General features: G+C 67.8%; 16 protein-coding genes and 1 pseudogene. 11 read left to right on the top strand and 6 right to left on the bottom strand.

All coding sequences use genetic code 11. The features are described 5' to 3' along the window. Positions 1–5: 5 nt before the first annotated feature. Positions 6–773 (bottom strand): type I methionyl aminopeptidase, encoded by a 768-nt coding sequence (map, locus tag ABME01_RS09830; protein ID WP_353828226.1) that lies wholly within the window; start codon positions 771–773, stop codon positions 6–8. A gap of 86 nt (positions 774–859) precedes the next feature. Here map and ABME01_RS09825 point away from each other — a divergent pair, with 86 nt between their 5' ends. The 9 genes and pseudogenes from ABME01_RS09825 to ABME01_RS09785 all read left to right on the top strand — a co-directional run bounded on the left by ABME01_RS09825 (position 860) and on the right by ABME01_RS09785 (position 7,748). Beyond that, positions 860–1,384, top strand: a complete 525-nt coding sequence (locus ABME01_RS09825; protein WP_353828225.1) for a hypothetical protein — start codon at positions 860–862, stop codon at positions 1,382–1,384. A 207-nt stretch (positions 1,385–1,591) separates the two neighbouring features. Further along, positions 1,592–1,939 (top strand): 50S ribosomal protein L19, encoded by a 348-nt coding sequence (gene rplS / locus ABME01_RS09820; protein WP_353828224.1) that lies wholly within the window; start codon positions 1,592–1,594, stop codon positions 1,937–1,939. 78 nt (positions 1,940–2,017) lie between these two features. Further along, positions 2,018–2,764, top strand: a complete 747-nt coding sequence (lepB, locus tag ABME01_RS09815) for a signal peptidase I (RefSeq protein WP_353828223.1) — start codon at positions 2,018–2,020, stop codon at positions 2,762–2,764. Positions 2,765–2,780: 16 nt separating this feature from the next. Then, positions 2,781–3,452 (top strand): ribonuclease HII, encoded by a 672-nt coding sequence (gene rnhB, locus ABME01_RS09810; RefSeq protein ID WP_353828222.1) that lies wholly within the window; start codon positions 2,781–2,783, stop codon positions 3,450–3,452. A 6-nt stretch (positions 3,453–3,458) separates the two neighbouring features. Beyond that, the gene (locus tag ABME01_RS09805; RefSeq protein WP_353828221.1) at positions 3,459–3,782 is read left to right on the top strand and encodes a DUF2469 family protein; all 324 of its coding nucleotides are present in this window, start codon (positions 3,459–3,461) and stop codon (positions 3,780–3,782) included. A gap of 222 nt (positions 3,783–4,004) precedes the next feature. Continuing rightward, positions 4,005–5,993, top strand: coding sequence for a CHAT domain-containing protein (locus ABME01_RS09800; protein ID WP_353828220.1), 1,989 nt, complete (start codon positions 4,005–4,007; stop codon positions 5,991–5,993). 176 nt (positions 5,994–6,169) lie between these two features. Next, the gene (locus ABME01_RS09795; protein WP_353828219.1) at positions 6,170–6,526 is read left to right on the top strand and encodes a YraN family protein; all 357 of its coding nucleotides are present in this window, start codon (positions 6,170–6,172) and stop codon (positions 6,524–6,526) included. Next, positions 6,526–6,777, top strand: a pseudogene (locus tag ABME01_RS09790) (magnesium chelatase domain-containing protein); the annotation flags it as partial. The gene ABME01_RS09795 and the pseudogene ABME01_RS09790, both read left to right, overlap by 1 nt. Before the next feature lie 83 nt (positions 6,778–6,860). Further along, the gene (locus ABME01_RS09785; protein WP_353828218.1) at positions 6,861–7,748 is read left to right on the top strand and encodes an AbiTii domain-containing protein; all 888 of its coding nucleotides are present in this window, start codon (positions 6,861–6,863) and stop codon (positions 7,746–7,748) included. A gap of 38 nt (positions 7,749–7,786) precedes the next feature. Here the strand turns inward: ABME01_RS09785 and ABME01_RS09780 are convergent, their stop codons facing one another. The 5 genes from ABME01_RS09780 to ABME01_RS09760 all read right to left on the bottom strand — a co-directional run bounded on the left by ABME01_RS09780 (position 7,787) and on the right by ABME01_RS09760 (position 11,465). Then, positions 7,787–8,734: a hypothetical protein gene (locus tag ABME01_RS09780; RefSeq protein WP_353828217.1), complete on the bottom strand. Its 948-nt coding sequence runs from the start codon at positions 8,732–8,734 to the stop codon at positions 7,787–7,789. Between the two features lie 13 nt (positions 8,735–8,747). Then, a complete protein-coding gene (locus tag ABME01_RS09775) occupies positions 8,748–9,074 on the bottom strand; it encodes a hypothetical protein (RefSeq protein WP_353828216.1) in 327 nt (108 codons plus the stop codon). 891 nt (positions 9,075–9,965) lie between these two features. Next, on the bottom strand, positions 9,966–10,817 hold the full coding sequence (locus ABME01_RS09770; RefSeq protein ID WP_353828215.1) for a hypothetical protein: 852 nt from the start codon (positions 10,815–10,817) through the stop codon (positions 9,966–9,968). Then, entirely contained in the window at positions 10,814–11,089 is a 276-nt protein-coding gene (locus ABME01_RS09765; RefSeq protein WP_353828214.1) for a hypothetical protein, read from the bottom strand. Before ABME01_RS09765 ends, ABME01_RS09770 begins: the two co-directional genes overlap by 4 nt. Before the next feature lie 106 nt (positions 11,090–11,195). After that, positions 11,196–11,465: a hypothetical protein gene (locus ABME01_RS09760; protein WP_353828213.1), complete on the bottom strand. Its 270-nt coding sequence runs from the start codon at positions 11,463–11,465 to the stop codon at positions 11,196–11,198. A gap of 385 nt (positions 11,466–11,850) precedes the next feature. Here ABME01_RS09760 and ABME01_RS09755 point away from each other — a divergent pair, with 385 nt between their 5' ends. Together ABME01_RS09755 and ABME01_RS09750 are read left to right on the top strand one after the other, a co-directional pair. Beyond that, positions 11,851–13,317 (top strand): ApeA N-terminal domain 1-containing protein, encoded by a 1,467-nt coding sequence (locus ABME01_RS09755; protein WP_353828212.1) that lies wholly within the window; start codon positions 11,851–11,853, stop codon positions 13,315–13,317. Between the two features lie 112 nt (positions 13,318–13,429). Further along, the gene (locus ABME01_RS09750) at positions 13,430–14,368 is read left to right on the top strand and encodes a hypothetical protein (protein ID WP_353828211.1); all 939 of its coding nucleotides are present in this window, start codon (positions 13,430–13,432) and stop codon (positions 14,366–14,368) included. Positions 14,369–14,383 lie beyond the last annotated feature (15 nt).

The following is a 14,383-nucleotide window of genomic DNA, read 5'->3' as shown; positions in this document are numbered from 1 at the left end:
CGAGCTCAGCCGCGCTGGGTCAGCACGATCGGGTCGCCGTCCGTGACGGCGACCGTGTGCTCGGAGTGCGCGCCGCGCGACCCGTCGACGCTTCGCAGCGTCCATCCGTCCGGGTCGGTGCGGATCCGGTCGGTCGTGTGCAGGAACCACGGCTCGATCGCGATCACGAGCCCCGGCTTCAGCGGCAGCCCGCGACCCGGTCGGCCGTTGTTCGGCACGTGCGGCTCGCCGTGCATCGTGCGCCCCACGCCGTGGCCGCCGAAGTCCATGTTGATCTTCAGGCCCTCGGCCTTGGCGACGTCGGCGATCGCGCGCGAGATGTCGCCGATGCGGTTGCCCGGCCGGGCGGCGGCGATGCCGGCGTCGAGCGCCCGCTGCGTGGTGTCGATCAGGCGCAGGTCCTCGTCGCGCGGCGTGCCGACGACGACCGAGATCGCCGAGTCGGAGACCCAGCCGTCGACCGCCGCTGCGAAGTCCAGGCTCAGCAGGTCGCCGTCCTTCAGGCGGTAGTCGTGGGGGAGTCCGTGCAGCACCGCGTCGTTGACGGAGGTGCAGATGACCTTGCCGAACGGGCTCGCGCCGAACGACGGGTGGTAGTCGATGTAGCAGCTCTCCGCGCCGGCCTTCCGGATCATCTCGTGCGCGAGCGCGTCGAGCTCCAGGAGGTTCACGCCGACGGCCGCGGCCTTCGACGTCGCCTCCAGCACGCTGGCCACGAAACGACCCGCGGGTCGCATCTGCTCGATCTCAGCAGGGGTCCTCAGTTCGATCACGCTCATCCTCTCCGCATCCCATTCTGTCGGCTCCGCCCTGAGTGAACACCCGGTCCGCTCGCAACCGCGCGAAGTACGCTGGCCACATGCTCATCCGACGGGGGTTCTACCGCTGGCAGTTCGCGGCGGCCGTGGTGCTGCCGTTGTGGCTGCTCCTGGGCTACGCGATCTTCGGGTCGAGCGGCTGGGGCGTGCTCGGGCTCATGTTCGCCGCGCCGATCGCGTTCGTCACGCTCGGGGTCGTCGCGCTCGTCGTCGCGGCGCGGCCCGACGTGCGGAGCGCGCGGGCGGTCGCCTGGTCGGATGTCGCCGTGCTCGGCGTCTGGCACCTGCTCATCATCGCGGCGGGCCTCTACGGGCCGACCGGCATCACGTTCGCCGTCCTCGCGATGATCGGCGCCGTCGTGGCGTTCTGGTACGCGGTCTGGCGCCTGCTCCGGGACGGCGCGCGCCGGGTGCGCGCGACAATGGACGAGTACGAGCGGATCGTCGCGGCCGGTGCGGCCTCCGGCACCGGCGCTGCAGGCCCGTCCATGCGCCCGGCGGCGGAGGACGCCGGCGAGGTGATCGTCATCCGCGAGGAGCGTCGCTGGGACGACGATCGGCGCTGAGGCCGCGCGTCGCGTCGCCGCGGGGTCGTCGCATCCGCCCGGTTTTGGCCGGCGAGGCCCCCATCTGGCAGAATGGATGCTTGTGCCGTCGCATGGCTCTGCCTCCGGGGAGCCCGCACGTCGCGAGCGATCGCGCGAACGGCGCCGAACACTTTCCCAATCCATGATCCGCGTTCGACCGGTGGCGGGCGCAGAGAGCGAACCATCATGCACATCCTCGACCACGTCGACGCGGCCAGCCTCCGCTCGGACATCCCGGACTTCCGCCCGGGCGACACCGTCAAGGTGCACGTGAACATCGTCGAAGGCAACCGCTCGCGCATCCAGGTCTTCCAGGGCGTCGTCATCGGCCGCTCCGGCGAGGGCGTGCGCGAGACCTTCACCGTGCGCAAGGTGAGCTTCCAGGTGGGCGTCGAGCGCAAGTTCCCGGTGCACTCGCCGGTCATCGACCACATCGAGGTCGTCACCCGCGGTGACGTCCGTCGTGCGAAGCTCTACTACCTCCGCGAGCTCCGCGGCAAGAAGGCGAAGATCAAGGAGAAGCGCGACAGCTGATCGGCGAACGCCGCTCCACACGCGTCATCCACTCGAGCTCCCCACCCCTAGACTGGGTCGGGGAGCTCGAGCCGTTTCATGACTGAAGACACACGCACCGAGCGCGATGATCGCGCCACCTCCGCCGCGCCCTCGCGCCGCCGGAGCGCACTGCTGTTCCTGCGCGACCTGGTGGTGATCTTCCTGGTCGCCGTGCTCGTCTCGTTCCTCATCAAGACGTTCCTGATCCGGTCGTTCTTCATCCCGTCGCAGTCGATGGAGGAGACGCTGATGCAGGACGACCGCATCATCGTCAACCAGCTCGTCCCGGACGTGACGCCCATCGAGCACGGCGACGTGGTGGTGTTCCAGGACCCGGGCGGGTGGCTTCCCGCGCGCGCCGAGCAGTCGCGGCCTCCGCTCGTCGCGGTGGTCGACGGATTCTTCGCCTTCGTCGGCCTCTCGGCGCCGGACTCCAACGACCACCTCGTCAAGCGCGTGATCGGCCTCCCCGGCGACCACGTGGCATGCTGCAACGCGCTCGGCCAGATGACCGTCAACGACATCCCGCTCGACGAGCCGTACGTCGTGCTCCCGCCCGGCGAGACGAAGGTCTCGCGCGACGACTTCGACGTCACCGTGCCTGAGGACTCGCTCTGGGTCATGGGCGACAACCGCTACAACTCCAAGGATTCCCGCTACAACACCGAGACCCCGCTCGAGGGCTTCGTCCCGATCGACAACGTCGTGGGCCGGGCCGTCGTCGTGAGCTGGCCGATATCCAACTGGGCCTGGCTCGACAACTACCCCGAGGTGTTCGCCGGCGTCGACGACGGGACCGGCTGAGGTGAGCCGCGCCGGCGTGCCCACGCTGAGGCTCGAGCGCGAGCTGTTCTCCGGCGGCGCACCCGTCGTGCTGGCGTGCGACGAGGTCGGGCGCGGCGCGCTCGCGGGCCCGGTGAGCGTCGGGATGGTCGTCATCGACGCCACGGTGCGCCGGATGCCGGCCGGACTTCGGGACTCGAAGATGCTCCCCGAGCCCAAGCGGGAGCTGCTCGCGCCGCGCGCGGCGTCATGGGTCGTGGCGTCCGCGGTCGGGGAGGCGTCGGCCGACGAGATCGACCGACTCGGCATCATGGCCTGCCTCGGGCTCGCCGGGGCGCGCGCGTTCGCCGCGCTGGGCGTCGACCGCGGGCTCGTCGCGGGTGCGCCGCTCCTGCTCGACGGCAACTACGACTGGCTCAGCCCTTCCATCGAGCATCGCGCGCAGGTGATCACCCGGATCAAGGCCGACCGCGACTGCGCGTCGGTCTCCGCGGCATCCGTCATCGCAAAGGTGCACCGCGACCGCGGGATGCGGCGGGCGCACGACGAGACCCCGCTGTACTCGTGGCACGAGAACAAGGGGTACTCGAGCCCCGCCCACTTCGCGGCGATCGCCGAGCACGGCCCGAGCGACCTGCACCGCCGCACGTGGCTGCACGATCGCGCACCCGAACCGGCGCCGTCGCTGTTCGACCTCGAAGTAGGATGATCCACGATGGATGAAGACGAGTTCGACGACTACGACCGGGAAGTGGAGCTCGCGCTCTACCGCGAGTACCGCGACATCGTGTCGCAGTTCAAGTACGTGGTCGAGACCGAGCGGCGGTTCTACCTCGCGAACGAGGTGGAACTCGTGCGCCGCGACACCGAGCACGACTTCTACTTCGAGCTCACGATGAAGGACGTCTGGGTCTGGGACGTCTACCGGGCCGACCGCTTCGTGAAGGCGGTGCGGGTGCTGACGTTCAAGGACGTCAACGTCGAGGAGCTCGCCGCGCGCGAGTTCGAGCTGCCCAAGGACCTCGCGCTGGAGGAGTAGCGGCGGGTCGACGCCCCGGCGGTGACGCTCACGGCCGGCAGTGATCAGGGCGCTCCCCGATGACGCGGGTCGATCGACGGAGCATACTGAGCACACGAGCTCATCGAGCAGCCCGGGACCTCGGGGTGGTGAGCGACATGATCGGCCTGACGACGCGCGGCGGCGAAGTCGGCGAGCCGATCGGTGGCCGACGACCCCCTCGATCGATTCGAGGTCGTCATCATGCCTGACGCCGATTACGAAGACCTCCAACTCCGCATCGACCGCGATGCCGACGGCGTATACCGCGTCCTCGCCATGGCACCGGACGGTCGCACGGTCCGCGGGACGTTCACCCCGCCGCTGGACGATCTGGAGCTCGATGACTTCGTGCTCCGTGTGGGACTCGCCCGCCGACGTGGCGGTTCGGGGGAGGACCGGATCGCCGAGATCAAGGAGCTCGGTTCGGCGCTGTTCGAGTCCCTGATGAAGGATGACATCGGCACCGTCTACCACTCGGCACGAGCGGCCGCGGCCGAGCGGCTTCGCGGTCTGAGGATCACGCTGCGACTCTCCGGATCTCCCGAACTCATGCGACTTCCGTGGGAGTTCCTCTACAAGCGGCCGCGGTTCATCGCCCAATCGACTCGGACCCCAGTGGTGCGCTCGCTCGACGTGGACACCGCCCTGTCTCCGCGCAAGGTCGAGCTCCCGCTCCGGGTGCTCGGCGTGGTGAGCAGTCCAACGGGATACGACGAGCTCGATGCGGACGCTGAGCGGGCGAACCTGGAACGAGCGCTGGGTCGCCTGATCGACGCGGGACTCGTGGAACTCACCTGGCTCGATCGCGCGACGCTGGGCGAGCTCGGACGGCGAATCGCCGAACCCGACGACATCCATGTGCTGCACTACATCGGCCATGGGGCGTACGACAGCAGGACCGAATCCGGCGTCCTGGTGCTCGAAACTCCGCAGGGACGCGCACACGACGTGTCCGGCGAGGATCTCGGTGCGATGCTGCAGGACGAGGAGAGCCTGCGGCTGGTCGTGCTGAACGCCTGCGAGGGAGCCCGGACCTCGCACATCGATCCATTCTCCGGTGTCGCCACGAGCCTCGTCGGATTCGACATCCCCGCCGTCATCGGCATGCAGTTCGAGATCACCGACGACGCCGCGATCGCGTTCAGCGACAGTCTCTACGCCGGGCTCGCACGGGGACTGCCGATCGACTCGGCAATGGCGCCGGCGCGACGCGCCATCGTCGGGGCCATGAAGGAGAGTGAATTCGCGACGCCCGTCCTCTACCTCCGGGGCCAGGACTCGAGGTTGTTCGATATCGTCGACGCTCCCACCGAAGCCCGGGTCCAGCAGCTCCAGGAGACCGGGGTGACGGGGGCCCGGGGCGACGCGAATCCCGTCGGCGAGGTGCCGACGGCGGTGGCGGGGAGGGCGATACCCGACGACGCCGAAGCGCCGAGCGGGTCGGCATCGCCGTCAGCCGGCGCTGGCCAGGTCGACGACCCCAGCACCATGCACGAGGAGCACCGCGCCGAGCAGGCCTCCGAGCCACCGGAGGGGGCTGCTTCGGAATCGCGGGATCGTTCGACGACACCACCGGCGGCCGGCGCCACCCCGAGGACCAAGCTGTCGATCGCCGCAGCCTTCGCGGCGTCGACGCTCCTGGCGGTCTCGGCCCTGCTGCTCTTCATCGGCGCGACGGACGAGTCGTACTTCTACGTGCGCGACGACAGCCTGCTCATTCCGGGATTCCTGATCGAGGCGATCGGCCTCGCCGTCCTGGCGGTCCACCACCTGGTGCTGTCCGGTCGGCGCGGCGTTCCGATCGGGGTGCTGTACGCGCTCGCCGCCACGTCGTCGCTCCTCGTCGCGTTCCTGATCGCCGGGCCTCCAGCCAGCCTCGTCGCTGCGGCCCTGATCCACGGCGCGGGCGGAGTGGCCGTGCTCGTCGCAGGGGTCCTGCTCCTGCGATCGACCGGGCGCGACGGACCCCGGTCCGTCGCGACCAGCACGCAGGCGGTGCTGGTCATGGCCGGCGGTGGGCTCGTCGTGCTGGCGGAGATCGTCGTGTCGGGCGGGCGCGGTGTCCTCGGAGCGGGGCCACTGTCCTCGATGAACTTCCTCTGGCCGCTCGGGGGTCTCGGGATCGCCGTCGGGTACTCCATCGCCGCGGTCACGCAGATCCGCGCCCTCCGGCAGGTCCCGGAGGAGTGATCGCCGTCGTCGGGTTGCCCGGCAACGTCGAGTCTCGCGAATGACGCCGTGGTCCAGGCGAGCCGCCCTCGACGCGTCGTCGGTCACTCGTCCTCCCCGTCGCCGACTCGCCCCACTCGGGCCCCGGATCCGGCGATCGCCTCCTTCGTGCCCGAGCGCACGACGACCCTTTCCGCATGGCCCACAACACCGAACTCGGCCGGCGCGGCGAACGACTGGCGGCCGAGCACCTCGAGGCGCGCGGCATGCGAGTGCTCGAACGCAACTGGCGATGCCGCCACGGCGAGATCGACCTCGTCGTGCGCGACGGCGATGAGACCGTCTTCGTCGAGGTGAAGACGCGGTCGGGCGACGGCTACGGCCACCCGTTCGAGGCGATCACCGCCCGGAAGCTCGCGCGATTGCGCCGACTGGCGCTCGCCTGGTGCCACGAACGCGGCGCCCGGTCCGGGCGGATCCGGATCGACGCGGTCGCCGTGTTCGCGCCCGCGACGGAACCGGCGATCGTCGAGCACCTCCGCGGGGTGGCCTGATGCCCGTCGCACGCACGCGTTCGATCGCGCTCGTGGGCCTTGCCGGATCGGTCGTCGAGGTGGAGGCCGACCTGTCGAGCCAGCTCCCGGCGTTCGTCATCATCGGGCTGCCGGATGCCGCTCTCGGCGAAGCACGTGAGCGCGTGCGCTCCGCCGCGACCAATGCGGGCTGCCCGCTTCCGAACCGGCGCCTCACCGTCAACCTCTCGCCCGCAGCGCTGCCGAAGCACGGGTCCGCGTTCGACCTCTCAAAACCAAGCAATTTGCTTATGAACTGACCGGTGGTTTTGCGATTTTCCCAATCTCGGCGGCGCTTCCCGATACGGTGAGCCGCATGACAATGCTCGATGACATTATCGACGCCAGCACCGATTCGACGGTTAGTACCCCGGATCTCTTGCGAAAGGTGCAAGTGGTGGCGCACCGGGCTGGGGCGGCGGATATCGCCGCCTGGGTCCGTCAGGAGTTGAGCGGGTATGCGCCTGACGCCGAACTTCCGGCGTACAGGGTCCTCGACACCAACGTCATGGGCACCTTTGCGGGCTTCATGCAATCATTCCGGACCTACCCCCTGACTGTGATGCCTCCAGGTATGGCGGATCGCTGGAAGGCCGAGCTGCGCGAGCCGCTCGTTGAGATACAGATGCTGTCGGAGGGATCGGGAGACGCCTCCCGCCCGTGGTCTGTGGCCGATGTGAAGCGGTACTCCGACTCGGGTGCGTTCACCATCGAGATGCATGAGCTGTATCAAGCCGCGAACGTGATTACGAGGCAGAGCCTCCGCGGTTTGGTCGACGTAGTCCGTTCCAAGGCGCTCGAGTTTGCCCTCGAACTACAGACCGCCTTTCCGGACGCCGGCACTGTGGGTGGTCCTACTGTCAGCAGCGAGCCTGCGCTCGCGGCCGTCGTCTACAACATCACGAACCACATCACGGGCGACGGTACGAATATCGCGGCCGGATCGCACATCGTTCAGCGGTCGCAGGTCAGGAAGGGCGATCCTGAGAGCCTGAGGGTGGCTGCAGAAGCGCTAGGTCTCTCCGCTGAAACTGCGCGCGAGTTCGTCGATGCCGTCGAGTCAGACGGCGGAGTGGACGGGGATCGTACGAGCCGCTTCCTCGAGCGGGTGCGTTCCGGCGCGATCGTGGTTGCGGGAAGCGTCGCGTCTGATGTTGTAGCAGGCTCGCTCATCGAACTCGGCAAGGCCTTTCTAGGAATCTAGCCGCACTTCGGTCGCGAGGATGGAAGAACGCTTCTGCTTCAGCCCCGCAGGTGCTCGGCCACGTCCTCGATGTTCAGGATGTGCTCCCACGGCCGCTCGTTCGGCTCGTCGACCCCTGATACGAGCCAGCCTCGCAAGCCGACGAGCTCGGTTGGGGTCATCGAGCGGCGGCGCAGTGCGAAGTGGAGCATCACGCTGCGCTCCATCGCGGTAGGTCCGAGTGAGCCGACCTCCGAGCGCGCGCGGTCGCAGGTCGGGCAGAGGTACCCGGCGACGCGCTCAGGGGAGCGCCGTCCGCCGATCGCAGACGGGTCGACGGTGGCAGGTGTCCACAGGCCGGCCGCCTGCGACGGGAGCGCGCTCACGGTCTCTACGCCGCACAGCATGCACCCGCCGCCGGTCGGGGGTCCGTACGGCAAAGGGCGCTCCACGCGCGCGTTCAGCAGCCCGGCGAACGCCTTGCGCAGGTCTTCCCGCTGCCACGTCGTGACGTGCTCCCACGGCTGTGAGGCGGCCACGTCGTCGCGTGCCTCCTTGGTCCACACCGGTGTGAACTGCGACGCCCATCGGACGGCGACGCCGAGCGGGGTCATGTGCTCCACGAGGAGGCGCAGGCTCGCGTCCGTGTGCAGCGGCGTGTCCCGCCCGATCGCGTCGAGCGCGTTCAGGGCGGCCTCCACGCGGTGCAGCCCGATGCTGCGGCTGCCCATCTGAGCCTTCACCCGGGGGTGCTCGTCAAGCAGCGTGGCTGCCCGCTCGTGAGCCTGCTCGCATCGAGCGCACCGGGTCATGGTTGTGGTCTTCCCGGCTCTCGGGCGGGGGTCGTCCAGAGCCACGACCCATTCCGGCATCCCCTCGACGTCGACCAGCGCGCCGTGGGGCGGTGGCACCGCGCACCCGCAGGCGTAGCAGGCCAGGTCGTCGGGTCCCAGTGGGATGGACTTCGTGACCGTCATGGTCGCGGTGGGGTGGGCGTCGGGGGTCATGGTGTCTCCTCGCTCAGAATCGCTGGGTGCCGCCGCGGTGACGTCGCGCACGGGTGGCGGTGTCCAGGTCCGGCACGGCGCGCATCAGCGCCTTGACCGCCTGATACTCCTCACGGGACAGCACCACCGATCCCTCGGGGATCGTCAGTGCGGGCGGCGGTGCTGGCTCCGGCTTCGGCTTGAGGTTCAGCTTCGGCCGCGGATTGGGTGCAGGCGGCTCCGGCCGGGCAGGCGGAGCCGGGTTCCAGCGCGCCGCCTGCTCGCGCCGCCGGTCCGCGGCTCGAGCTCGAGCGTCCTGCGCGGCATCCCACGGGCTCGGCTCGTACGGCAGGCGGATCATCGCTGCGCCGCCTCGTGGATCACTGCGGCGATCCGGGCTCGCTCCGCAGATGCTCGGGCGGCTCGCTCCCTGAGCCTGTCGCGTCGCTTCTCACCGGCTCGGCGGGCAGCCTCCGTCCGCATCCGACTCGTGCGGGTGGTGACCTCCCGTTCGATCCTCGCGAGGCAGATCCATCCCCAAGGGTGGGCTGCGTCCGGCGGCGTGCAGGTCACGCCCACTCGTGCCTGCCAGTGCCGCCGGTCCGGGCAGCGGACCTGCAGCGCCAGGTTCAGAGCGCGACGTTGCGCCGCCCGCTGGTCAAGCGCAGGTATCGGCCGCGTCGGCGCCTGCGCAGGCGCCATGCGCCCCTGCGCAGCCGTAGACAGCGTTGCAGCGTCGAGTGGTACGCGAGTACCACGGAGTTCCTGCGCCCTCCTGTCGGGCTCTGAGCGGAACAGGCTGGCGGTTCGTTCGATAGAGGGCATAGCGGGGGTCCGATCTCTCGGCCCGGCCCTACTGCCAGCAGCAACGCTCTGAGGCGTATGTTAAGTAGCGTACTACGGCAACAACATGAAGATGTAGCGCAGCTAAAAGGAGATCACTCAATGGAGTCTCATGAGCCGCAGCAGAACCAGTCCCTCATGGCCCTTGGCGTCCCCACCGCAAACCCGATCCGGTCCGCCGTCCAGCACATCCGTTCGACGCAGGCGGACCTCACGCCGCGCCAGCAGGCGGTCCGTGACGCCGGTCGGCGGCAAGTCGACGCTCTCGTTGCGTCTGGACACTTCTCTCTCGCGCCTCGCTTCTAGGAGCCGCCGGGGCTGCTCTGCTTTGTCCCGTCTGTCCTGTCCCGACGTGCACACGTAGTGTGCACAGTCGGGACAGGACGTGGTGGGACGGTGACGGGGCAGTTCAGGCGGTGCCCGACTTGGCGTGACGTAGGGCCGCTTCGACAGCTCGCTTGGGCGGATGACCGTCGATCGCGTTCGCGCGCGCCCATGCTGCCCGAGCGGTGAGCGTGGCGTCGATGTCGTTCTGTTCGAGCCAGGCGAGCGTGCGGCGCTCAGTCCAGCTCTCCGCCGGGGCCGTGGGCGCGCTCCGCGCCGTCGGCGGTGGTGTCCGCGCGAGCAGGCGCCGGGCGCGTGCGAGCCGCTGCGTGACGAACTCCTCTCGATGCTCCGGAAGCCAGTCGGGCCAGATTCCGTCGAGTTCCGCGATCGCCTCGTCGGTACGTTCGACCCACCACCGCGCGTCCGCCATCGCAGCGAGGAGGCCGAACTGCCACAGCACAAACGAGACCGGTGAGGTGCTTCCCACGATCCCGGGGCCGCTCCGAGTGCGACCGCGCTTCTGTCCCATGTCGTGCCCGGCTCGGTGGAAGTCGCCTTCTTCTCCGTACTCGCATCTCGGGCATGTCAGCAGCCACCGCGCGAGGACCTGATCGTTGCACTTCTCGCATGGCGAATCCGGATCGACGCTCACCCAACCGTCGTCCTCGACGATCAGCCGCACTCTCCTGAAGTCGCGCCGGTCGGGTGTCCGGTGCATGTAGGGACAGGGGAACTCGATCACGAGGGGGAGCTTCGTCGCCCACTTGCTCCCCCGGCTCCACGCCCTCGCGTTTTCCGCCTTCACGCCCGCCTCGCGCAGTCCCGCGATCCACGCATCCACGATGATGACGACCGTCAGCGGCCGACTCAATCGCGCGAGGCTCCGGTCCAATTGCCACAGGGCCGACTCCATCGCCTCCAGCGCCGCGCTCATGGTGTCGGCTCCGTCGTCGTCTCGTCCCACAGCTGCGGCTCGACGTGCAGCGCGGCGAGGCCGGCAGCGATCTGCCGCTGCGTCATCGTGTTGAAGTACGCCGCGTCTTCCAGTTCGCGCAGGCGCTGGTGCCGGTGGCTGTTGAATGCGCCCCTGCACGGGTTGCCGCAGAAGAGCCGGTGGCCCTGATAGTGGGCGTGAAATGGTCTCCCGCACTCGGGCCACTGGCACTTGTACTGCTCCGCTGTGCGGTGTTCCGCGGGCCGGGTCATCGTCGGGCCTCCCCGCTGGTGAGGCTCAGCAGCGCCGCCACGCGCGCCGCCTGCTCCTCGGTGAGGGGCGGGAGGGCGTGCGCTGCCTCGGCGGGCGTCGCGGCGCTCACCGGTCGCTGCCTTCGAGCGGGCTGACGACCTCGGCGCGATGGACGATGACCGGAACGATGCGCGCGTCCTTGCCGTACGTCCTGCGGCCGTCGCGCATGCGGGAGTTCTGTTTGAGCGCAGTCTCAAGCTCTTCGAGGTTCACGAGGATCGAGCCCGGAGCGTCACGGTAGCCGGTGATGTAGCCGTGACCGATCCAGTTTTCGATCGTCTTGACGGTACGGCCGACGCGCGCGGCGGCCTGCTGCTTGCTGATGTACGGGGCCATGATGGGCCTTCCGGGGAGTAACCGTCTCCCGGGTGCGTCCCGTTGCCCTGAGCTATGAGGCCCCGCCGAATTGGCCCCGGCGGGCGAACCGTCGTCCCAAGTAGCTGGGCGATCTGCCCTATGCAGCTACGCGAGTACGCCCTGATGGGCGGGGAATTCAGCACTCTTCCGTGCCTACCCTCGCGCTTTCTATTCTACCGTCTCGGGGGTATGTCACCTAGGGCGGATACCGGCCGCATCCGTCGTTGTGCGCCGTCCTGGCCGGTCCGTCGTTGGGTTACCGCGGGTGCGCTTGCCGGACGGCGCGCAACGACGGAAACGGCCAATTTCCGCCCGCTGCGCGTCGAGTACGCGATGCCAGCGCACGCCTCGGCAGGATGGCTCCATGGCCGAGCCGACGTTGAATGAGCCTCAAAGCTGGAAAGGCCACTGGTGGCTGCCCGAGGAGCCAGATCATCGAGTCGCGGGGATCCTCACCTACGACCCGGGCCAGGGGCTCCACTTGAGCCTCATCGGCGGGTGGGAGTACCGCGTGATGACTGCTATCGGCACAGGGGGCTACTCGGTGAGCGGTGGGTTTCAACAATGGCCGATGATTCTAGGCCAAGTCGAACGGCAACTCGTGACGGTCCTGGACGCGCGAACGGTGAAGGCGCGCTCGAATCTGTTTGACGCGCCGGGCTCGCCTCCCGATGTGCTCGAACTCGGCGCGAACACGGCACTCATCGGGTGCCATCTTGATTCCCCTGATGAGGCAGCGTTCGTCTCGGGAACTGCGACCGTAGAGAATCTGACTGCGTGGCTGCCCCGCACGAGCATCGAAACGAAAGTCACTTGGACCAAGGGTTCGCAGGCTACGGGCGCGATCGAGGTAGAACGGATCGAGCCTTTGGTAGCTACGTTCGGTGACATCGAGATCAAGATGCACCTTCTCAGTTGGCTCCCCAGCATTGAGACCACACGCGCAGCGACGATCGCGCGCGTGAAAGAGCACGCCTCGATTGAGCTTCGGTCGCCGGACGGTCGAGCGCTCATGGAATGGATTCGCCACTTCTCTGCGGTGGCGGACCTCATGTCGTTCTCCACGCTGAAGGCATGCGGACTGATTGCGATGCGTGTCTATCTGCCCGCGACACCGGACAGATATCCCGACGATTATCCGCTGCGAGACGAGCCCCACAAGGTCGAGGTCTATTCGCGGCGCCATGTCGTGCCTCAGCCAGACGCGCCAGCGGTGACCGACCTCTTGCTTACTCCGAATGATCTACCCTTCGCGGACCTGCTGCCCGGTTGGCTGGCATTGCATGACCAGTTCTCGGCGGCGCGAGGGATGATCCTCGGCCTGCGGTACGTGACTGGCGGCTACATCGAGACGCGCGTCGTCACAGCAGTCGCCGCGGCTGAGGCGATGCACAGGGCGCTTAAACTGGGTCCCCGAATCCCTCAGGACGAGTTCGATGAGCTGAAGAACCTTCTAATGGGTGCCATTCCGGCGCGCAGAAAGCCCTGGCTCTCGGACATGCTCGGGCGGAACGAGCCGACGCTCAAGCAGCGCCTGCTCGCGCTCGCGAAGCGGCCCGGAGCCGTCATGGAAATGCTGGTGCCGGACCCTGAGACATGGGCAAGGCTCGCGGGTCAGGCCCGGAACAAACTGGCTCACGAAGGATCCGGTGGTGGAGGTGACTTCAGGCAGCTATACGCCATTGTTGAGGTCACAGCGGCTGTGGTCGTGCTCAACATGCTGCACGAGTTGGGCGTCCCTGAAGACCGATTGCGAAGAGCCATCACGGAGCACTCCGTGCTCTCGCACGCGGCCCGACTGGCAAGGGATGAACTGACACAGTCCGGCTAGTGCGTCACCGGCGATGTGACGCCACGGGGCACGTTCTGGGCAATCAAGGTTCGGAGAGCGCGGGTCGCGCGCTTCGCCTGACTGCCTGCGGTGACAGATACCGTAGGGCTTCATGGCACCTGTCGAGATCCCCGTCAGCCAATACGAGCACCCTCGGCTCAACGAGCGTTTCTACAAAATGGACCCGTCCGAGTACATCGATACACGGCTTCGATCGCTCGTCCTGACTGTCAGCGACACGGTTGATCACGATCTGCTCTGGTCGCAGGAGATCAATTACCGAGACATGCGGATGAGTGGGGTTGTCATCGATCGAGCAAAGCTAGATCAGTACGCGACTCTCGAATCGACCGTCCTCCTGCATCATTCCTGCGAGACAATGCTGCGCCTCTACCTTGCGCATGCCTTCCGAGCGGAGTGTCCCTGGATCCAGTTGTCCTCGCTCATCAGCGCTCGCGAGTTCAAGCTGGCGATTCGCGAACTCGGCCGCGAGCTCGATGATCCTGTTCGCCAGGCCGACGTCCTTGAGGTGTTCTCGTACGCGTCGGATCCGAGCGGATTTCCGGGCCTCTCAGAAGAGGCGTGGACGAGTCATCGGGATGGCCTTGTCCGACTTCTTCGAGTGGCCATCGAGGAGGTCGGCAGCGCGGCAAACGCGTACAACGCGGCAAAGCATGGCCTTGCTGTGGGTCCGGGAGAAACGGCCATTTCTATCGGTCCCGCGGGTGGCGCGCCGATGTTCACAATGAACGGGCCGTCACTGAGCTACTTGGAAATGTCGAACGGCAAACGCGGTCGTCACTGGCAGATGACGTCGCGCTGGGTAGACCCGTTGAGGAACATGGGACTCACCTTCCTAGTGAAGGAGCGCATCAAGGGGTTGTGGAACGTCGCGCGTCTGTTCAGGGGGTTGAGCACGGAGCCACCACGTCTCTACCCGATTGAGCTGGAGCACGTCGAATCACTGCTTCGGCAAGGTCGCGGCTCGGGCGGGACGAGCTTCTCAGAGCACATCGCGAAGCCGTCCGAACGCGAGAACGACGAGGCATAGCCGTGCTGTGCGCCT

Origin of the sequence: Agromyces litoreus, assembly GCF_040496015.1 — a bacterium.
GTDB lineage: Bacteria > Actinomycetota > Actinomycetes > Actinomycetales > Microbacteriaceae > Agromyces > Agromyces litoreus.
The sequence above is the reverse complement of the archived record's forward strand: the minus strand, read 5'-3'. Positions and strand labels throughout refer to the sequence as shown.